21 protein-coding genes are annotated in these 19,059 nt (G+C 39.1%); 11 read left to right on the top strand and 10 right to left on the bottom strand.

What is annotated here, in order from left to right; translation table 11 throughout:
* Positions 1 to 5: 5 nt before the first annotated feature.
* Entirely contained in the window at positions 6 to 230 is a 225-nt protein-coding gene (locus CLW00_RS14110; protein ID WP_146131429.1) for a hypothetical protein, read from the bottom strand.
* A 140-nt stretch (positions 231 to 370) separates the two neighbouring features.
* On the opposite strand from CLW00_RS14110, the gene aroQ reads away from it, so the two are divergent.
* The 8 genes from aroQ to CLW00_RS14070 all read left to right on the top strand — a co-directional run bounded on the left by aroQ (position 371) and on the right by CLW00_RS14070 (position 8,685).
* Positions 371 to 796 carry a type II 3-dehydroquinate dehydratase gene (aroQ, locus tag CLW00_RS14105; protein WP_106134344.1) on the top strand — a complete coding sequence of 142 codons (426 nt, stop codon included), beginning with the start codon at positions 371 to 373 and terminating at the stop codon, positions 794 to 796.
* Complete coding sequence (locus tag CLW00_RS14100) at positions 796 to 1,851, top strand: aminotransferase class V-fold PLP-dependent enzyme (RefSeq protein ID WP_106134343.1); 1,056 nt, start codon at positions 796 to 798, stop codon at positions 1,849 to 1,851. The genes aroQ and CLW00_RS14100 overlap by 1 nt, the downstream gene beginning before the upstream one ends.
* Before the next feature lies 1 nt (position 1,852).
* A complete protein-coding gene (locus tag CLW00_RS14095; protein WP_106134342.1) occupies positions 1,853 to 2,440 on the top strand; it encodes a MarC family protein in 588 nt (195 codons plus the stop codon).
* A gap of 20 nt (positions 2,441 to 2,460) precedes the next feature.
* Positions 2,461 to 2,916, top strand: a complete 456-nt coding sequence (gene rnhA / locus CLW00_RS14090) for a ribonuclease HI (RefSeq protein WP_106134341.1) — start codon at positions 2,461 to 2,463, stop codon at positions 2,914 to 2,916.
* 17 nt (positions 2,917 to 2,933) lie between these two features.
* A complete protein-coding gene (locus CLW00_RS14085) occupies positions 2,934 to 3,650 on the top strand; it encodes a tRNA1(Val) (adenine(37)-N6)-methyltransferase (RefSeq protein WP_106134340.1) in 717 nt (238 codons plus the stop codon).
* A gap of 94 nt (positions 3,651 to 3,744) precedes the next feature.
* Positions 3,745 to 5,205, top strand: coding sequence for an IPT/TIG domain-containing protein (locus CLW00_RS14080; RefSeq protein WP_106134339.1), 1,461 nt, complete (start codon positions 3,745 to 3,747; stop codon positions 5,203 to 5,205).
* 13 nt (positions 5,206 to 5,218) lie between these two features.
* Positions 5,219 to 7,621, top strand: coding sequence for a TonB-dependent receptor (locus tag CLW00_RS14075; protein ID WP_106134338.1), 2,403 nt, complete (start codon positions 5,219 to 5,221; stop codon positions 7,619 to 7,621).
* A gap of 5 nt (positions 7,622 to 7,626) precedes the next feature.
* Positions 7,627 to 8,685, top strand: a complete 1,059-nt coding sequence (locus tag CLW00_RS14070; protein WP_106134492.1) for a DUF4249 domain-containing protein — start codon at positions 7,627 to 7,629, stop codon at positions 8,683 to 8,685.
* On the opposite strand, the gene CLW00_RS14065 is transcribed toward CLW00_RS14070, so the two are convergent.
* Positions 8,682 to 10,016 carry a saccharopine dehydrogenase family protein gene (locus CLW00_RS14065; protein WP_106134491.1) on the bottom strand — a complete coding sequence of 445 codons (1,335 nt, stop codon included), beginning with the start codon at positions 10,014 to 10,016 and terminating at the stop codon, positions 8,682 to 8,684. The genes CLW00_RS14070 and CLW00_RS14065 overlap by 4 nt on opposite strands.
* A 127-nt stretch (positions 10,017 to 10,143) precedes the next feature.
* Here CLW00_RS14065 and CLW00_RS14060 point away from each other — a divergent pair, with 127 nt between their 5' ends.
* The 3 genes from CLW00_RS14060 to CLW00_RS14050 all read left to right on the top strand — a co-directional run bounded on the left by CLW00_RS14060 (position 10,144) and on the right by CLW00_RS14050 (position 11,791).
* Positions 10,144 to 10,626: a cytidine deaminase gene (locus tag CLW00_RS14060; protein ID WP_106134337.1), complete on the top strand. Its 483-nt coding sequence runs from the start codon at positions 10,144 to 10,146 to the stop codon at positions 10,624 to 10,626.
* Positions 10,626 to 11,267 (top strand): alpha/beta hydrolase, encoded by a 642-nt coding sequence (locus CLW00_RS14055; protein WP_106134336.1) that lies wholly within the window; start codon positions 10,626 to 10,628, stop codon positions 11,265 to 11,267. The genes CLW00_RS14060 and CLW00_RS14055 overlap by 1 nt, the downstream gene beginning before the upstream one ends.
* An 83-nt stretch (positions 11,268 to 11,350) precedes the next feature.
* The gene (locus CLW00_RS14050; RefSeq protein ID WP_106134335.1) at positions 11,351 to 11,791 is read left to right on the top strand and encodes a UPF0158 family protein; all 441 of its coding nucleotides are present in this window, start codon (positions 11,351 to 11,353) and stop codon (positions 11,789 to 11,791) included.
* A gap of 34 nt (positions 11,792 to 11,825) precedes the next feature.
* Here CLW00_RS14050 and CLW00_RS14045 read toward each other — a convergent pair whose 3' ends face one another.
* The 8 genes from CLW00_RS14045 to hpt form a co-directional block, all read right to left on the bottom strand.
* Complete coding sequence (locus tag CLW00_RS14045) at positions 11,826 to 13,136, bottom strand: ABC transporter permease (protein ID WP_106134334.1); 1,311 nt, start codon at positions 13,134 to 13,136, stop codon at positions 11,826 to 11,828.
* The gene (locus CLW00_RS14040; RefSeq protein ID WP_106134333.1) at positions 13,129 to 14,028 is read right to left on the bottom strand and encodes an ABC transporter ATP-binding protein; all 900 of its coding nucleotides are present in this window, start codon (positions 14,026 to 14,028) and stop codon (positions 13,129 to 13,131) included. The genes CLW00_RS14045 and CLW00_RS14040 overlap by 8 nt, the downstream gene beginning before the upstream one ends.
* A 44-nt stretch (positions 14,029 to 14,072) precedes the next feature.
* A complete protein-coding gene (locus CLW00_RS14035) occupies positions 14,073 to 14,960 on the bottom strand; it encodes a hypothetical protein (RefSeq protein ID WP_106134332.1) in 888 nt (295 codons plus the stop codon).
* 78 nt (positions 14,961 to 15,038) lie between these two features.
* On the bottom strand, positions 15,039 to 16,148 hold the full coding sequence (gene dnaJ, locus CLW00_RS14030; RefSeq protein ID WP_106134331.1) for a molecular chaperone DnaJ: 1,110 nt from the start codon (positions 16,146 to 16,148) through the stop codon (positions 15,039 to 15,041).
* Between the two features lie 9 nt (positions 16,149 to 16,157).
* The gene (locus tag CLW00_RS14025; RefSeq protein WP_106134330.1) at positions 16,158 to 16,745 is read right to left on the bottom strand and encodes a nucleotide exchange factor GrpE; all 588 of its coding nucleotides are present in this window, start codon (positions 16,743 to 16,745) and stop codon (positions 16,158 to 16,160) included.
* Positions 16,746 to 16,817: 72 nt separating this feature from the next.
* The gene (obgE, locus tag CLW00_RS14020; RefSeq protein WP_106134329.1) at positions 16,818 to 17,813 is read right to left on the bottom strand and encodes a GTPase ObgE; all 996 of its coding nucleotides are present in this window, start codon (positions 17,811 to 17,813) and stop codon (positions 16,818 to 16,820) included.
* A gap of 84 nt (positions 17,814 to 17,897) precedes the next feature.
* The gene (locus CLW00_RS14015; RefSeq protein WP_106134328.1) at positions 17,898 to 18,470 is read right to left on the bottom strand and encodes an adenylate kinase; all 573 of its coding nucleotides are present in this window, start codon (positions 18,468 to 18,470) and stop codon (positions 17,898 to 17,900) included.
* A 17-nt stretch (positions 18,471 to 18,487) separates the two neighbouring features.
* Entirely contained in the window at positions 18,488 to 19,021 is a 534-nt protein-coding gene (gene hpt, locus CLW00_RS14010) for a hypoxanthine phosphoribosyltransferase (protein WP_106134327.1), read from the bottom strand.
* Between the last annotated feature and the right edge of the window lie 38 nt (positions 19,022 to 19,059).

Below are 19,059 nucleotides of genomic sequence, written 5' to 3'. Positions count from 1 at the left end.
ACAGTTTAGTCTTTATATGGACTTTGAAATCTTCGCTTAAATGGGTTGATTTTATACATCAAGCTCATGATAGTCAGGTTGACGGCGCAAAAAACCAAAAAGGAAATCCCTGTATTACCGAAACTTGGCTCGCTTTGTAGCCAGAAATAATGAATCAAGGAAATGATCAATCCAGAAATTGCTGTTTGGATCAAAAGTGTTGTGAAGGTTACTTGTTTTGGTTTTTTCATTTCAAACTGACTAGAAAAAGAATTCACATCAATATTGAACAAAATTCATCAAAAATAAAAAATTGCTAGAGGCAATGTTTTTGGGCAATGTGGCAAATAACTGATACTTTTGAAACCTCAAACCAGTAAACAATCAAGCTTTGAAAATAATCATCATCAATGGGCCAAACCTTAACCTCCTTGGAAAGAGAGAGCCTGAGATTTATGGCAGCACTTCTTTTGAGGAGTACTTCAGCACACTTCAAGCCAAGTATTCCTCTTTGGAGTTAGAGTATTTCCAATCCAATGTGGAAGGAGACTTAATTGATAAGATACACGAGATCGGATTCGAATACGATGGAATCATCCTCAACGCAGGAGGCTATACGCATACCTCCGTGGCTATTTCTGATGCTATTGCAGGAGTAAAGTCACCAGTGATGGAAGTACATATTTCCAATATCTACAAGCGAGAGGAATTCAGACACAAAAGCATCATCAGCAAAGAGTGTATAGGGATGATTTCTGGCTTGGGCTTGAAAGGTTATGAATTGGCTATTTCTTATTTTCTTAATCCAAAAATATGATGTTGACTTTTGCAGCAGGACCTTCTAAGGTTTACGATAAACTGCCGGAATATATGCAGGATGCATATGAAAAAGGCATTCTAAGTGCCAACCATCGTTCAGCAGTCTTTATGAATCTTTATCAGGAGACAGAGACCCTTTTCAGGGAAAAGCTTCATTTGCCTGATGATTATAAACTGTTGTTCACTTCATCCGCTACAGAAAACTGGGAAATCATCACTCAGTCAGTGGTTGAGTCAGCAGGTTACCATCTTTTTTCTGGATCTTTTGGTAAAAAATGGTACGATTATGCCAAGCATATCGAACCCAAAACCTATGCCCATAAAATAAATCCAGATGAAACCATCGATGTTTCCAACCTGGAAATCGGGGCAGATTACGACCTGATTGCCATTACACAAAATGAGACTTCCAATGCAACTCAGGTAAGGATGGAATCTATTTCCGCTATAGCCAATAAGTATCCGGAAAAAATCATTGCTGTAGACACGACATCTTCCATGGGAGGGATTGAGATGAATTTCGCTTTGGCGGATATATGGTATGCATCTGTACAGAAGTGTTTTGGACTTCCAGCTGGATTGGGTATACTGTTGGTCTCACCAAGAGCGATATCTAAAGCAGAGAAAAAAGGGGAAAAAGGGCGGTACAATAGCCTCAACTTTATGTTGGAAAACGCTACCCAATATCAGACTCACTACACCCCCAATGTTTTTGGTATTTACCTATTGAAAAGAGTTTTGCAGGACTTGGAGGAGATTCAGCACGTAGAAAACAAGTTGGTCGCCAGAATGAGAAAGCTTGAAGATACTATCGCCAATACCTCAAAATTCAGAATGTTGATCCAAAATGCTGAGGCCCGCAGTACTACTGTTTTGGCTGTTGAAGGAAAGGAAGAGTTTATCTCCCAAATCAAAAAAGCGGCAGAAAAAGAAGGTATGCAACTGGGTGGAGGCTATGGAGCATTGAAACCTACAAGTTTCAGGGTTGCTAATTTCCCTGCCATCACAGAGGCAGAATTGGATAAATTGATTCAATTCTTGAAACAGTATTGACATGTTTGATCTCAAGGAAATTTTCTCTGTCACATTGATTTTATTTTCAGTGATTGACATTTTGGGTTCCATTCCTATTATAATCAACCTTAGAAAAAAAGTAGGGCATATCCAGTCCAGCAAAGCAACACTTGCGGCGGGAGTGCTGATGATTTTATTTTTGATTGTAGGTAAATCTATTCTGGGATTATTTGGGATAGGAGTGGAGGATTTCGCGATTGCGGGAGCCTTGATTATTTTTGCATTGGGTGCAGAAATGATTTTAGGAATTGAGCTTTTCAAGCCAGATCCAGAGGCATCAACTACCAGTGCCTCAATAGTGCCAATAGCGTTTCCTTTGATAGCCGGAGCGGGGACATTGACTACCATACTGACGTTAAAATCCGAATACACCCAGTTGAATATTGGAGTAGGAATAATTATCAATCTCGGTATAGTATATCTGGTTCTCAAAAGCACCAATTGGCTTGAAAGGAAGCTAGGGAAAACAGGCCTAGATGTCTTGAGAAGGATTTTCGGAATCATCCTTTTGTCAATAGCTATTAAAATTTTCAAAACAGCCCTGAACACAGGTGACTCTATACTTTAAATTAAAAAAATAAACCCACCATGATTACAATTTACACCGATGGAGCTGCCAAAGGAAATCCAGGACCTGGAGGATATGGTGTGGTGATGAAATTTAGGCAACACAGAAAAGAGCTCTCAGAGGGTTTTAGGCTTACGACGAATAATCGTATGGAGCTCTTAGCCGTCATCAAGGCATTGGAAGAAATAAAAGTCAGCGGAATTCCGGTTTCGATTTATTCAGATAGTAAATACGTAGTAGATTCTATAGAGAAAGGTTGGCTGTGGGGTTGGCAGAAAAAAGGGTTTAAGGATAAAAAAAACCCGGATTTATGGAGAAAATATATTCCGCTTCATGTCAAATACAAGCCTAAGTTGATTTGGGTTAAAGGTCATGCAGGTAATCCTGAAAACGAACGCTGCGACCAGTTGGCAGTGGAAGCCGCGGAATCGGGAAATTTACCTCCGGATTTAGGTTATGAAAGCTCTATTTCTTGATTTATTTTAAGGTCTAAATGTCTAACCGTCCTTTTCGCTTCAAAAAATTCGATGTACATCATGACAAGTGTGCCATGAAGGTCGGGACTGATGGCGTTTTATTAGGAGCTCTTTCTGGGGAGAAGCCGCACTATTCTAAGATCCTTGAAATAGGGTTAGGTACCGGATTGGTTTCACTAATGTTGGCCCAAAGATTTGAAAAGGCATACATTCAAGGGGTAGAGATTGATTTTGATGCATTCGAACAAGCAAATCAAAATGCGAGAAGCTCACCTTGGTTTGATAGGTTGAGTTTTGAGCATGAGGATTTTAATGAGTTTTTTCAAAACTATGAAGAGCGCTTCGATCTGATAGTAAGTAATCCGCCATATTTTGCTTCTCACCTAAAGTCTCCTAATGCGAAAAGAAATCTGGCACTGCATACAGATAGTTTGTCATTTGAGGCTTTATTAAAAGGCGTAAACCAGCTGCTGAGCGAAAAAGGAGAGTTTTGGGTCATCTTGCCCGAATATGAGACCAACATAGTGACTGACATGGCGGTTGATATGGGGTTTTTTCTTCGGATATCAATTGAAATAAAAGATAGTATGGAAAAAACCATATTAAGAAAGATTTCTTCCTTTACAAAAAATAGAAATGAAATTTTGAATAAAAGTCTATCTATAAAAGAATTAAACGGCGAATATTCAAATGACTACAAGAATCTTTTAAAAGATTTTCTTATCATATTCTAAGCTTTTGTATAAAAGATTTGAGGCATTAGAAGAATAATTTTTTAAAATTGAATATTACCGTATTTTTAGCATCTTCTTTAAAAACACAAATTTAATGATCCGCAGAGTTTCAAGTGCTTTGGTTATTTTGGTTTTTGCCTTTTCTTTTTTCGCTTGTGAAGAACAAGGTGAAATTGCCCCCTCAATTATCACAGAAGAAGCATTATTGGTGAGTGGTGAAAGGATGAGGCTTTCAGGTAGAATCATAACTACTCAAAATATATCAGCAACTAATCACGGTTTTTATATCTCCGACAATGAAGGGTTTTCACAGCCGATTATTATTTCCCTTGGAGAAAGAGAGACGCCTGGCAGGTTTATAGGTGAAACTTCCGGATTGACAATTGAGAAGAATTATTTCGTCAAGTCATTTGTGGACCTTCCAAGTGAAACGATTTTTGGGAATGTTGTTGAACTTCAGACGCTTAGTCCTAATGTAAGTGAATACTCACCAAATAGAGGTCAGCCTGGAATGGTAGTGACAATCAATGGGGTAAACATAACGGAAGATGTAAAGGTCTTTTTTGGAAATGTTGAAGCTGAGGTGGTAAGTGTTGATTTTGAGACGATTTTAAGAGTCCGCGTGCCTGCGATAGGGGATGAAAGTACAGTTCCTGTGAGGGTTGTCATTCAATCAAAAGAAATAGTTTTTCAGGAGCCTTTTGTATATAGAACTGGTGTTTACACGAAAATTTCCCAGTTCCCTGGCAATATCCGATTTACAGAAGGGGTAAGTTTACAAGAATCAACAACCTTTTATGCAGGTTTGGGTATTGTGCAGCCTGGAACATTGAACTCAACCTTTTGGAAGTGGACTTATGGAGAAACGGAATGGACTCAGGTAGATTCACCCTCTCCACCATTGAGGAGAGCATTTTCTACCAAAACTTTTTTTGGTGGTGGTTCAGATGTGCCGGCAGCCATTCCGAATAATGAACGCTTTTATAAGTTAGAAAATGGTGAGTTTATCCAACTGCCTGACTTGGACCTGCTCTTCATAAATGGGGTTGGTTTTGAAATTGATGAAAAGCTCTATTTAGCTGGAGGTGATACAGGAGAAGGAACAGCAACGTTTCTAGTTGATACAAACACAGGAGATTGGGAGTTTGTAAGTCATTCGCCATTTAAGATTTTGAGTACAGATTTTTCATTTACCTACCAATCAAAACAGTACTTCATAGATCCAGAAACTAGAAACTTATATTATTATGATCCGAATTTCAACAATTGGGAAATTGTAGGAAGTTACCCCGGGGAACTTGGTAACAACGGCGGAGGCTTTGCTGCAGTGATCGGAGATAAAGTATTCGTAGGAGTAGGCAATAGGTCCAATCAAATGTGGGAATTGAATATGCAAACCTTGGAGTGGGATCGTAAAAATGATTTCACTGGTTCTAGCCTGGCTAGAGTAATCGGGACGTATCAGATTGATGATGAAATTTTTATTTTAAGAAGCCCCGAAACCCAAGTAGGTGGTTCTATTGAATTCTGGAAAATTGAGCCAAATGCATTTTAAAAAATCATGATGTATGAAAAAACTTTTACCAATATTTATATTATTTCAACTCCTTTTGACTACCCATCTACAAGCGCAGGAAAAGCGAGTAGTAGTAGGTAGGGATATAGGGTCAATGAAAAACCTGAATATATCAGGGAGGATTATTGATGAGATTACAGGAGATGCACTGGTAGGTGCTACTGTGACTGTAAGGGAATTAAATAAGACGGAAGTGACCAGCACCAATGGTACATTTTCTTTTGTTTTGGACAGGGCAGAATACATTTTGGAATTTAGGTATATTGGGTATGAAACAGTAACATATCCCATAGTAGCGGTAGGTGATGGCAGGATCAACCTTACCATGATACAGGAGGACTTTACCTTAGACGATGTTGTGATTTTTGGAAGAGACCCTGAAAAAAACATCAGAAGTACAGAGATGGGTGCCATCAGTATCAGTATGAATACCCTTAAAGAACTCCCTCCGTTTTTGGGTGAAGTGGATATCATTCGATCAGTAGCAACCTTACCGGGTGTTAGTCAAGTAGGGGAGGCATCTTCAGGCTTGAATGTGAGAGGTGGGGGTGCTGATCAAAACCTGATCACCTTTGCAGGTGCGCCTGTCTATAATCCGTCCCATTTGTTTGGTTTATTCACAGCATTCAATCCTGATGTGGTCAACGACTTTACCTTATACAAAGCCCAAATACCAACGAAATTTGGAGGAAGAGGCTCCTCAATTCTAGATATCACTCCCAAATCCGGAAGTCTAACCAAATGGGGAGGGGACATGATGGTAGGTACTGTATCAGGAAAAGCTTCAATCAATGGGCCTATTGTGAAAGATGTTGTATCTGCCCAATTGAGTTTTAGGGGTTCATATATCAATTGGTTATTGAATTCGCTAAACAATCCCGAACTCAGAACAAGTCAGGCTAATTTCAATGATATAAATGGCATCTTATACGGAGAGATCAATGAAAACCACAACCTCACGTATAGCTTTTATAGAAGTTATGATGATTTTGCATTGGCTTCTGACACCACAATTTCATGGACAAATCAAAGTCAGTCCTTAAGGTATTTGGGGCAGTTTGGAGAAAAACTCAGCGTTGATCTTATTGGTTTTCATACACTATATGATTTTTCTATTTTTAATCAATCAGGGATCAATAATTTCGACCTCAACTCAGGAATAATCGATACTGGAGGGAGGTTAAGCTTGACTTATCAGTTAGGAGAAAACAACAGGATAAACTTTGGTGGTGATACAAAGAGATTAACGATTCAGCCCGGAGAACTTATTCCATCCGAAAATGGTGAGTCAGGAGTGCTGCCGCAAAAAGTACAGAATGAATATGCTATGGAATCCGGATTTTTCTTCCAGCATGAATTTGAATTAGGAGAAAAACTGGGATTTTCCTATGGGGTGAGGTATGATACCTATACTTACTATGGACCAAGGACGGTGAGGCAATATGCGGAAAACTTACCCCTCAATGCCTCTAATGTCATAGGAGAACGTACTTATTCAGATGGAGAGGCAATACAGACATATGATGGATGGGGCCCGAGGGCTTCTATAAGGTATTCAATAGACAAGAATACGTCCATCAAGGCAGGTTATAATAAAATGTACCAATTCATCCACCTTATTTCAAATACAGCCACCATAGCCCCGACGGATGTCTGGAAGTTAAGTGACCAGTTTTTGAGACCACAAATTGTAGATCAATACTCTTTAGGTATATACAAAAACTTCAAAGGGAATATTTTTGAAAGCTCTGTAGAGGTTTATTACAAGGATATTCAAAATGTAGTAGAGTATAAAGATGGCGCAAGATTGTTACTTCAGAATCACCTTGAAACTGAAATTATTCCCGGTGAAGGGCAGGCCTATGGTGTAGAAGTATATGTAAAGAAAAATCTAGGCAGAGCTACCGGTTGGGCTTCATATACCTACTCCAGAGCCTTGAGAAGAGTGATCACACCTTTTGAAGAGGAAATCATCAATGATGGTAACTGGTTTCCTGCGAACTTTGATAAACCACATGACCTTACATTGATTGGTAATTATAAGATCAGCTCTTTTACTTCCCTTTCAGCCACATTCTCTTACAGCACTGGCAGGCCGGTCACCTTCCCCGAAGCCAAATTTGACTTTGCCGGCAATTCACTTGCTTTCTTCAGAAACCGTAACCTGCAGAGAATACCTGATTTCCACAGGTTGGACTTGTCATTGAATTTCAAATTCCAAGGAGATGGTAAGTTCTATGATGGTGATTGGACATTTGCTGTCATGAATGCCTATGGTAGAAAGAACCCATTCTCAATATTCTTTGCGGATCAACCTGGATCGCCACCTCAGGCCTTTAGATTAGCTATTCTAGGGGTTCCCTTGCCAACCTTGAGTTACTCGCTTAAATTTTAATGGAAATGCTTAAAAGATTACTATATATACTATTAATAATTCCGCTTTCCTGTGTAGATCCTTATACGCTGGAACTAGAAAGAGGAGAGCAACTTCTTACTGTGGACGGATTTATAACTACGGAGCCTGGGCCACATCGTATCAGATTGACAAGAACAGATACCTATGGTTCTGTCTTTGAAGGCTTGATCAGGCCTGTTAGATTGGCTACAGTAAATGTGAGAGACAGTGAGGGTATGGTGACCTTTCTCACAGAAGTGGAAGCAGGGGTTTACGAAACACCAGCTGGATTTAAAGCAAAAGTAGGATTGTCGTATACTTTACAATTGAGGCTTATAGAAGGGAGAGAATACACATCATTTCCGGAAAAAGTAAATCAGGTGGCTCCCATAGATCAGGTTTCTATCAGAACTGTAGAGATAGCTACTGACGATAGACTTGAGCAAAGAGTAGGTGTGCAATTGATAGCGCATTTCAAAGATCCTGGAGATCAAGCTAATAATTACTATTGGAGGACAGCTCCGGGGTCATTCGTTTTGGTGGCCAATCCTGAATTGTATACCAATCCTCCCACGCACCCTAGTGATCCACGGGGGCCAGCTCCAAAAGATTGCTGTGCTATTTGTTACCTGGTTGAGTCTAGTCGCTCTCAGAATTTTACAATTGCATCAGATGAAAGTTTTAACGGGCTAGAAACCAGGCTCCCTGTTGCATTTATAGAAGATAATGGATTAAGGTTTAAAGATACTTATAGGGCCGAGATACAGCAGATGGGGATTAGTCAAGAAGCCTTTAGATTTTTAAGATTGATAGAGCAACAATTGAGCATAACAGGCAGTGTCTTTGACCAGCCACCTGCAAATATCAGGGGCAATATTATCAGCTTAGACAATCCAGATGAGACGGTTTTAGGCTATTTCATTGCCGCTGATGTAGCGACATCAGAGCTTTATATAGAAAGTGATGATCTGGATATAAAAGCAACACCAAGAATAATTCCAGATGATTGCCGAACTGTTCCTGGCGCTACATTGAGCCCTCCATCAAACTGGTTGAGAAATTAGTCAATCAACTCTTCCTTCTCAGTGAATTTAATCCCTTGTTTTTCAAGTTCGGAAAGCAGGGGATTATATATTTCAGGATGAATCGGCAACATCAGTCCCTTGGTTTTGATCGTGCCTTCCAAAAATAAATCGACAGCTATTGCCAATGGCAGACCAACGGTTTTTGCCATGGCTGTTTGGTTTTGGTTTTCTCCAATGCTGACCATACTTGAGGTAAGTCTTTTCTTTTTACCAGCCGACTTAATCTCAAACTGATGCTGCATCACAATCATGTCCTTATCATCGGGGTTCAATTCCCATTTATTTTCCAAAATCATCTGCAAAATTGAAGCAGGGCTTCCTTTGAATTTTGGAAGAGGTTTGTTTTCCAACAATCCAAGCCAGGCTATTTTTTTCAGTATGTTTTCATCAACCCAAGGAAGCAGTTCTTTTATTTTTGTTTCTACAGTTTTTTCCGGGTGGTATGGTAAAAATGAATTGATAAACATTCTCTGGGTGAAATCGCTTGGAAGATCCATTTCAAATGAATCATCTGTAAGGCCAAGTTGAACAAAAACATCCCAACTTTGGCAGAATCCAGACCTTCTGAGTGTACCTCTCAGGATCGTAGGTATATTGTCTAGGCCATACACTTTACGGTAGCTTAGCGAGTCTCTGTTGGGGTATCCTTCAAACTCTCCAATTCCGTCAAAACTGATCTTTTCAAGTCTTCGAAATAGCATGTGGTAAGGGATGTATTTGTATTTACCATTTCTGATAAACCTTGATACTCCCTGTCCTGCAATGACTACATTTCTTGGATTCCAGGTAAACTTGTAATTCCAAGGATTATCTTCTGATTCAGGAGCAAGAAGTCCTCCAGTAAAAGACTTAAAGGAAAATATTTCGTTTCCAAGTTTCTTTTCTCTATCTATGATTTGCATGGCAGACATGTGGTCAATGCCAGGATCTAGCCCACATTCATTGAGGAACAAAAGCTCTTTTTGCTCGATTTCAGTTTTCATTTTCCTTATTTCGGCAGATTCATAGGAAGCGGAAAAAAAATGTTTGCCGTACTGTAAACAGTCTTTTGCAATGAGGGGGTGTAAAAATGCTGGAAGCATTGAGATGACTACATCAGCTGTTTGAATAAGTTTTTCTCGATTTTCCTGATCGTCGGAATTAAAAGCGACAGCCCTCGTTTGAGGTAAGCCCTTTATTCTTTTTAACGCTTCTTCCTTCGATAAATCGGCTACTATTATTTCCCTGTTTTTAGACTGAGCGGTATTTGCTAAATATTCAATTAAAAATATGGAAGACTTACCAGCTCCCAAGATCAATATTTTCTTCATCTGTATTTTGGGTTTATATTTCGTATCATATCTGATAGATAAAAGTAAAAATACAAACCTTAGATTGCCCCAAAAGAACAATTGCCAATTTAATTTTGTTAATTGAGATCCTTTTTAGTTTTTGAACATGAGAAAAAAAATAAACCTTACTGTATCGCTGGAAGTTTTTCAGCGGGAGGAATGGGCTACAGATGAAATAGAGCTTGTCGAGCAAGCAAAAATAGCGGTCGAAAATGCCCATGCCCCATATTCAAATTTTATGGTCGGGGCAGCTTTGTTGCTTGAAAATGGCAAGGTTTTTTCTGCAAACAACCAAGAGAATGTCTCATTTCCCGTGGGGATCTGCGCAGAACGTGCTGTGCTCAGTTATGCGATGGCAAACTACCCTGATTCAAGACCAGTAAAACTCGTAATTATAGCCAAAAGAAGGGAAGACAAGGTGTGGGCGACAGTGACTCCATGTGGATTATGTCGCCAAACAATCAATGAGTACGAGATTAAATTTGGGCATGCGATTGAAATATTAATGCTTAACCCTCAAGGAGAATTGTTAAAAGCCAGTGGCATAGATCAATTATTGCCATTTAGGTTCAATGATTTGAATGGATAATGAAAGGATCAATAAAATTTACTTACAATGCTCACTACAGGATTTCACATGTAGTCAACCGTGAAGAAAATGAAATCATTATAGCTTTACACGGGTATGGTCAGTTAGCAGAATTTTTTCTCCGGAAGCTTACCCCTTTGTTTATGGAAGAAAGGGTTTTCGTGGTTCCCGAAGCCACTAATTATTCATATTTAGAAGGTTTTTCAGGTAGGGTAGGTGCCAATTGGATGACACGTCATGAAAGGGAAACAGCTATCGCTAATAATCATATGTATCTTAATGAATTGTTGCGTGCTTTTTTGATAAAATATCAAACACCGCCCAAAATAAAAGTGTTAGGTTTCAGTCAAGGGGCAGCCACAGCTACCCGTTGGGTGAGTCAGCTTGAAGAAAAAGTGGATACTCTAATTCTTTGGGGTGGAGGTTTTGCCCATGATTTGGTTTTGGAAAAAACAAAATCTTCGCTAGACCAGACTAAGACATATGTTGTTCTTGGAACAAATGATGATTTTATCACACCAGAAACAATTCAAAAACAGGAAGAAATTATAGCAGATTTGAAATTAAATGTTGAAAAGCGCTTTTATGATGGTGGACATGACTTAAATTTGCCATTGTTGAAAGAACTTTTGGACGCATAAGTGCAAAAGGTATTATCACAATAAAAAATGTTTGATATTTATACACAGTTAATTATATTTCTTAAAACTATAGCTTTTATAAAATGCTAACCCTATCTGAAAAAGAAGTAGAGAAAATAGCAGCACTATTGCTAAAGGGGATGATTTGTTTTTATCAAATTGACACTAAAAAGATTCATCATATGCCTGATGATGAAGACTATTTCAATTATGACCTTACATCAGATGAAGAAGATGTATTGGACGAAATAGATGACAACCCGGATAATTTTGCCGAGTTTACCAAGATGGAGCCTCACCAAGAGCATCAGATCATGGAGATTTTCACAGATAGACAAGTGAAAGAAAGAGGATTTCAGGATGAACTGTTTAATGCCTTAAGTAAGCCTAAAGCTGCTACAGGATTCAAATTTTTGATAGATAGTTCTGGAAAGTACAATGAAAAATGGAAAGAATACAGGCTTAGTAAATACAAGGACTGGGTAAAAGAGCAGATTGATAGTTTCAATTATGCAGAAGATTAATGAGTAAGAAAAAAACCACGCTATGTGGTTTTTTTTATTCACTCTTGATCCATTTCCAAAGTGTTTTGTAATTGACTTTTGTACCATGTACCAAGATTCCAATTCGGTAGATTTTTCCCGCTACCCAGGTACTGAAAAGAAAGCCGACAATCAACAAGGACATTGACAATGCTAGATCCCAAAAAGGAATGCCATAACTAGCTCTCCCCATCATTGCTATAGGGGAGGTGAGAGGTACTATCGAAAGCCAAAATGAAACATTGCTGTTGGGGTCATTTAAGACAAAAACAAACAGTCCCATATAGGCTATAAGGAGTGGGATGGTAATGGGCAGCATAAATTGCTGAGCCTCTGAAGGAGCATCAACTGCCGCTCCTATAGCTGCGAAAAACGCACCATACAAAAGGTATCCACCAAGAAAGTAAAAAATAAAGGTCAGAGCCAATTTGATAAAATTAATCTCTTGAATTACCTGAAGTATCCCCGCAATTTCCGGGGTTTCAGTACTGATTGAGGACCCCATTTGAGAATTGGCCATTTCCATCGCTTGCTGTTGTGGCATCTGCATACCAAAATAGCCCATCACCACAAATGAAATGGAAGATATTAAAATCATCCAAATAAGGAACTGCGTCAGACCAACAGCACCGATGCCGATGATTTTCCCCATCATCAACTGAAATGGCTTGAGTGAGGAAACCAGTATCTCCACAATCCTGCTCGATTTTTCTTCAATTACGCCATGCATGATCTGATTGCCATAGACAAATATGAATATATAGATTAGGATGCCTGTAAAGAATCCAATAACATAATTGACCGTTGCGTCTGAAAATGTCTCTGTACCACTGTTGTCTAAGGTTATAGCACGAATATTTACTTTGGTGCGGTAAGCGGACAAAACTTCAGGATCAATTCCTGATTCAAAAAGTCTCTGTTCTTCAATTCTCCTCTTCAGGCTGGATTCCAGGTAATTGATGAAATTCATACTAGGATTGCTGTCTCCATAAAAAACTATACCAGAGGGATTGCTCAAGTCAATCTTTGGAATGTATAGAAACCCGAATCTTTCACCTGATTTCACAAGATCTTTGCCTTCTTCCGAATCACCGTTGGAATAGGAAAATGCATATTGTTCAGAGCTTTCGATAAAAAACATATTGTTTTCATCTATTACCTCAATAATCCTCAGGGCAGCACTATCTGCCTCATCCATTGCAATCCACAGAAAAGCGCCCATGATGATTGGGAAAATCAGAGGTGTGAGCAATGTAGCCAATAAGAAAGATTTCTTTTGTACCCGGGAAAGGTATTCCCTTTTGATGACAAGCCAGATTTTATCCATTGGAACTAGCGTTTACTTGTTGGATAAATAATTCCTCCATGCTCGGCATCCTTTCAGAAAAGCCGATAACTTCACCAAATTGCATGAGATGTGCCAAACTTTCATTCGCAGTTCCTCCATTGAGTTTGATAGTAAATGTTGCAATTTGATTATCCCAAGTTGCTTGCCATTGCTCAGGTAGCCTATTATCTTCGCACCTCAATTGTACCTCATACTCATTTGGACGAAATTGCTGTTTTATGGCTGTAAGTTTTCCGTCTAATATCTTCTTTGATTGATTGATCATGGCTACATAGTCGCAGAGTAGTTCTACTGACTCCATCCGGTGTGTGGACAGGATCAAGGTTATCCCCTTTTGTTTTAGTTCAAGGATTTCATTTTTGATCAGGTCTGCATTGACCGGATCAAAACCCGAAAACGGTTCATCCAAAATCAAAAGTCTCGGTTCATGGATAATGGTTGAAATAAACTGGACCTTCTGAGCCATGCCCTTCGAAAGATCATCTATCCGTTTGTCTTTCCAGTTTTTGATATCCAACTTATCCAACCAAAAATGAACCTTTTCTTTGGCCTCGCTAGCACTTAGGCCTTTTAGGCGTGCAAAGTAGATTAACTGATCCCAAACTTTCATTTTCTTGTATAGGCCCCTCTCTTCAGGGAGGTATCCTATCTGTGCGATATGTTTAGGGTTTAGCTGTTCGCCTTTAAAGAAAATACTACCGGAATCTGCATCAATGATTTGGTTGATTATCCTGATCAAAGTAGTTTTTCCTGCACCATTAGGTCCAAGTAATCCGTAAATCACTCCCTCCGGAATAGAGAGATCAATATCTGTAAGGGCCTTGCTTGGACCGTAGGATTTATTTAGATTTTGAATACTTAGAATTTCCAAGGGATTGATTTTACACTAAAAGTAATAAAAAAATCGTGGGGTATTTATCTAATATTTACAGATCCGACAGAGACATCAATGATAAAGGACATCAAGTTTTCCGCATCTTCTTTATAAGACTTGCTTACATAAGTTTTGTTACCAATATCTTTCAAGCTTTTTGGTATGGTAGTCCTGCACATGGCAGTAGATTTTACTTTTAAGATAAATGGTTGTGATTCATCTGGAAGGATGAGGTCTACTTTCCCCGCACCTACGATAGCTGTAATATCACAAGACTCAGGCATTTTGTCCGAAAATGACAAATTCATGGTTCCATAGTTGGCTTCAAAAATCATTTTTTTAGCATTTGTAAAATTGAGGTTTGAAGCTTCAAGGTTGCCCATATTGATTTTTACCAACAGGGTATCCATTTTTACTGAGTTTGCCATTTTTTTACTGTAATGTAGATTAATGTCCGCACTCGTAGAATTTACCTTGCAATTGGAAATGGGCAGGTGGGATAAGTCGAAATTCGCCTTTCCGATTCCAAAATTGAAATTGAGGTCATAGAGGTAGTTGGAGTTAAGTCCTACTTTCCATTTGTGGTCAAAGTCATCATTGGAATTTGAAAATAGTTTATAGGAGAGACTTTTTCCGAGATTTTCGGATTCTACATTTCGGTGTGTCAGATAGGTATTGAGTACACCATTGATCGTTTCGTGATGAAAAGTGGGGAGAATATTTACCTTGGCAAGGTCACAGTGTATAAATACAGGGTTCTCACTTTGCTTTCTTTCAATATTAGAAATTCCCTTATAGACATTGAAGTCAAGTTGGATCAAATTAAATCCGTGTTTTTCTTCAACTTTAAACTCCTTAATAATCTGAGAGCTGCTTTCAAGCCTTGCTCCAAATACCAGGCAAATTATTAAGCATAATTTATTCAACATACGCATAAATTACGGCGGTGATTCTAAAAGGTTCCTAAAGGTAAAAAAAAAGCCGGATTTTTGTCCGGCTGTATACTTTTAGAAAAATTCCTTCATCTTATCGAAGAAACTTTTTTCTGAATTTCCTGGGTCAGGTTTGAAGTTTTCTGAATCCTTTAGTCCTTCCAATGCTGTTCTTTCTTCCTTGCTAAGCTGCTTAGGCGTCCATACATTGACATGGATCAATTGATCACCTTTGACATATCCATTGATATCTTTGATGCCTTTTCCTTTCAGCCGCAGGATTTTACCACTTTGAGTACCTGGTTCCAGTTTGATTTTGACTTTACCATCGATGGTAGGAACTTCAATGGAAGCACCTAATGCAGCGTCGATGAAGCTTACATATAGGTCAAAAACTACATTGTTACCATCTCTCTGTAGCGTGTTGTCTTCTATTTCTTCTATTACTATCAATAGGTCTCCGGGGATGCCTCCTGCAGTCTCGTTTCCTTTTCCTGACATGCTCAGTTGCATTCCATCGGCTACTCCTCCAGGGATGTTGATAGAAATGACTTCTTCCTTAAGAATGAGACCTCTTGGATCTGCTTCTGCTGGTTTTTTATCAACGATTTGACCATTGCCTCCACATGCAGGACATGTGCTTGCTGATACCATCTGACCGAGCATTGTATTCACTACCTTCTTGATCTGTCCGGAACCTTGGCAGGTACCACAGGTCTTGAAAGTGACACCATCAGCTAAAACCTGTCTTTTGACTTTGATTTTTTTCTCAACCCCATTGGCGATTTCTTTTAGATTCAGCTTAAGTTTTACCCTAAGGTTAGTGCCTTTTTTGGTTCTTCTTCCACCTCTTCCTCCAAAGAAAGATTCAAAGCCACCTCCTCCACCACCGAAGATATCTCCAAATTGAGAGAAGATGTCATCCATGTTCATACCGCCACCACCATAGCCGCCATTTCCACCAAGTCCTTGGTGTCCATATTGGTCATAGCGTTGCTTCTTTTCTGGATTACTTAGAACTTCATATGCTTCAGCTGCTTCTTTAAATTTATCTTCAGCTTCAGGATTGTCTGGGTTCTTATCGGGATGGTATTTAATAGCAAGTTTCCTGTAGGCTTTTTTAATTTCCTCAGGACTTGCACTTTTCGATACTCCCAATATTTCGTAAAAATCTCTTTTTGCCATGATTTCTTTTTATGCTCCTGTGACTACCTTGGCGTAACGCACTACCTTATCACCTAGCGTATATCCATTTTCTACAACATCGATTATCTTGCCTTTCAACTCCTCATTAGGCGCAGGGATCTGGGTGATAGCTTCTTGAGTTTCCGGATCGAACGCTTTTCCTACCAAATCGTCCATGACCTTTACTCCTTTTGCTTCTAATACTTTAAGTAATTTTTGAAAAACCAATTGGTTGCCTTCCCTTACTTTTTCTATTTCAGTCAAATTTTCACTTGCTTTGAAAGCTCTTTCAAAGTCATCTATCACTGGCAAGATTTCTCTTATAAGGTCTTCTGAAGCTGTTTTGATTAAATCTAACTTTTCTTTTGCAGTTCTTCTCCTGTAATTGTCAAACTCAGAATATAGCCTCAAGTATTTATCTTTCAATTCCTCTACTTCTTGTTGTAGTTTTTTTTCAGGGGATATTTCAGAGGTCTCTGAGGATGTTTGTTCTTCTGTGTTTTCGGAAGACTGGTCAAGAACTGCTTCCTTACCTTCTTTTAACTCATTTTCATTTGAATGAGACTGCTCCTCTTTGATGGTTTCTTTTTCCTGCATTTTCTTCAATTTTATACTCTAACCTTACTTAACAATTTATTTGCCATACCAAGCAAACTGACAAACTGACACTTATTCGAGTGTAATTGCCTGCCATAGCATGTCTTTTAATTTTTCCAAGTTATACTGGGTGACTGAAGAGATGAAAAGTGATGGCAATTCGGTAGGAATATCAGGTTCCATTTGATCCATGAGTTCTTGATCGAGCATATCCGCTTTTGTTATTGCGAGTAACCTTTTTTTGTCAAGAAGCTCTGGGTTATATTTCTTCAGTTCTCCTAAGAGAATCTGATATTGTTCGGTGATACTTTCAGCATCAGCCGGAATCATGAAGAGAAGTATGGAGTTTCTTTCGATATGTCTCAAAAAGCGAAGTCCTAAACCTCGGCCTTCTGAAGCACCTTCAATGATTCCAGGAATGTCAGCCATTACAAAGGACCTGTCGTTTCTATAGGGAATTACACCGAGGTTTGGTACTAATGTCGTAAAAGGATAATCGCCTATTTCTGGCTTGGCTGCGGAAATACTGGAAAGCAAAGTTGATTTTCCAGCGTTCGGAAAACCGACCAGTCCAACATCTGCCAGCAATTTCAATTCTAATACGATCCATTCCTCAATGCCGGACTCCCCAGGCTGGGCATAATGCGGAGCTTGGTTTGTTGAAGTTTTAAAATGGTCATTACCTAAGCCACCTCTACCTCCTTGAGTTAGTATTACTTCTTGCCCTTCTTCAGTGATTTCAAAACGTGTCTGCATCGTTTCTGCATCTTTGGCTACAGTTCCTAGGGGTACTTCTAATATCACATCGGGGCCGTCTTTACCTTTTCGTCTACCTCCTTCACCACCTTTTCCATCATCAGCAATGACATGCTTTTTGTATTTAAGATGAAGTAAGGTCCAATGTTGTGAATTACCTCGAAGGATGATATGGCCACCTCTGCCTCCATCACCTCCATCTGGGCCACCCTTGGGCACATGTTTTTCTCTTCTGAAATGGACCGAACCAGAACCACCGGCTCCAGATCTAGAACAGAATTTTACATAATCTATAAAGTTGGAATCCGCCACTGTTTGAGTTTTATCTAATAAAAATGGCTAAGCTCTGAAGCTTAGCCAACTATAATTTTTACAAAGGTAATGATATTTTGAGTATTAGTACTCGTCCATCACATTTGAGATATCTGCAAAGATTCCATCGATAGTTCCAACTCCATTTACTTTTGTGAGTTTTCCCTGCGCTTTATAGTATTCAGCTACCGGTAAGGTTTCCTCTAAATACACATTTATCCTTGTTTGTATTTTGTTCTCATCTTGGTCATCAGTCCTTCCAGAGGTTTTTCCCCTTTCCCTGATTCTTTCCTTGAGCACTTTTTCTTCTACTTCTAGGGCAATCATCCCTGAAATGCTCATTTTATGTTCCTCCATTAGGTGATCCAGCGCCTGAGCTTGTGCGACAGTGCGTGGAAAGCCATCGAAAATGAATCCGTTGGTGTCTGGAGTGCTTTTGATTTTATCACCTACCATTCCTATCACTACTTCATCTGGGACAAGCCTGCCTTCATCCATATACTTTCTGGCAAGTATTCCAAGTTCTGTTCCTTCTCCAAGGTGCTTCCTAAAAAGGTCGCCGGTAGAAAGATGAGTGAGGTTGTATTTCGTGATTATTTTTTCACTTTGAGTTCCCTTTCCGGCTCCCGGAGGGCCAAATAAAACGATGTTCAGCATTTTACAGGTGTTTGGTTTTAATCTGTTTTAAGTTGGTAAATTTGAGCGAGGTTCCTCCCAAATCCATCATAGTCTAAACCATATCCTACGACAAATTTATTCGGGATGTTAAACCCGATGTAATCCAATGTAATTTCCTTTTGCAAGGCTTCAGGCTTGTGGAGTAAGGTTACGATGTGTATGTTTTTGGGCTTTTTATCTCTGATCATGCCCATTAAATGCGACATGCTCAGACCGGTATCCACTATATCCTCTACAATAATTACTTCTCTATTTTCAATGTCAGCTTCCAATCCGAAAAGCTGTTTAACACTTCCTGTCGAATTTTCACCTTCATATGATGATATTTTGACAAAAGATATCTCAACTGGGATAGAAATAGACTTTGAAAGGTCTGAAAGAAACATAAACGCACCGTTCAAAACTCCGATAATCACAGGTTGTGTACCTTTAAAATCCCGTGAAATTTCACTTCCCAATTCCTTGACCCTCTCGTCCAACTGATCGGAATCAATGAATGGAATAAACTTTTTATCTTTAATCTCTATCATCAGCAAATAAAAAAGCTCCTCTAAGGAGCATTTACAAA

It is taken from the genome of Mongoliibacter ruber (genome assembly GCF_003003005.1).
Lineage (GTDB): Bacteria > Bacteroidota > Bacteroidia > Cytophagales > Cyclobacteriaceae > Mongoliibacter > Mongoliibacter ruber.
The sequence above is the reverse complement of the archived record's forward strand: the minus strand, read 5'-3'. Positions and strand labels throughout refer to the sequence as shown.

Bases quoted from the DNA above. Each gene is read 5' to 3' on its own strand.
- CLW00_RS14110 (WP_146131429.1), bottom strand. From the start codon at position 230: ATGAAAAAACCAAAACAAGTAACCTTCACAACACTTTTGATCCAAACA.
- CLW00_RS14100 (WP_106134343.1), top strand. From the start codon at position 796: ATGTTGACTTTTGCAGCAGGACCTTCTAAGGTTTACGATAAACTGCCG.
- CLW00_RS14095 (WP_106134342.1), top strand. From the start codon at position 1,853: ATGTTTGATCTCAAGGAAATTTTCTCTGTCACATTGATTTTATTTTCA.
- rnhA (WP_106134341.1), top strand. From the start codon at position 2,461: ATGATTACAATTTACACCGATGGAGCTGCCAAAGGAAATCCAGGACCT.
- CLW00_RS14085 (WP_106134340.1), top strand. From the start codon at position 2,934: ATGTCTAACCGTCCTTTTCGCTTCAAAAAATTCGATGTACATCATGAC.
- CLW00_RS14080 (WP_106134339.1), top strand. From the start codon at position 3,745: ATGATCCGCAGAGTTTCAAGTGCTTTGGTTATTTTGGTTTTTGCCTTT.
- CLW00_RS14075 (WP_106134338.1), top strand. From the start codon at position 5,219: ATGAAAAAACTTTTACCAATATTTATATTATTTCAACTCCTTTTGACT.
- CLW00_RS14070 (WP_106134492.1), top strand. From the start codon at position 7,627: ATGCTTAAAAGATTACTATATATACTATTAATAATTCCGCTTTCCTGT.
- CLW00_RS14065 (WP_106134491.1), bottom strand. From the start codon at position 10,016: ATGAAGAAAATATTGATCTTGGGAGCTGGTAAGTCTTCCATATTTTTA.
- CLW00_RS14060 (WP_106134337.1), top strand. From the start codon at position 10,144: ATGAGAAAAAAAATAAACCTTACTGTATCGCTGGAAGTTTTTCAGCGG.
- CLW00_RS14055 (WP_106134336.1), top strand. From the start codon at position 10,626: ATGAAAGGATCAATAAAATTTACTTACAATGCTCACTACAGGATTTCA.
- CLW00_RS14050 (WP_106134335.1), top strand. From the start codon at position 11,351: ATGCTAACCCTATCTGAAAAAGAAGTAGAGAAAATAGCAGCACTATTG.
- CLW00_RS14045 (WP_106134334.1), bottom strand. From the start codon at position 13,136: ATGGATAAAATCTGGCTTGTCATCAAAAGGGAATACCTTTCCCGGGTA.
- CLW00_RS14035 (WP_106134332.1), bottom strand. From the start codon at position 14,960: ATGTTGAATAAATTATGCTTAATAATTTGCCTGGTATTTGGAGCAAGG.
- dnaJ (WP_106134331.1), bottom strand. From the start codon at position 16,148: ATGGCAAAAAGAGATTTTTACGAAATATTGGGAGTATCGAAAAGTGCA.
- CLW00_RS14025 (WP_106134330.1), bottom strand. From the start codon at position 16,745: ATGCAGGAAAAAGAAACCATCAAAGAGGAGCAGTCTCATTCAAATGAA.
- CLW00_RS14015 (WP_106134328.1), bottom strand. From the start codon at position 18,470: ATGCTGAACATCGTTTTATTTGGCCCTCCGGGAGCCGGAAAGGGAACT.
- hpt (WP_106134327.1), bottom strand. From the start codon at position 19,021: ATGATAGAGATTAAAGATAAAAAGTTTATTCCATTCATTGATTCCGAT.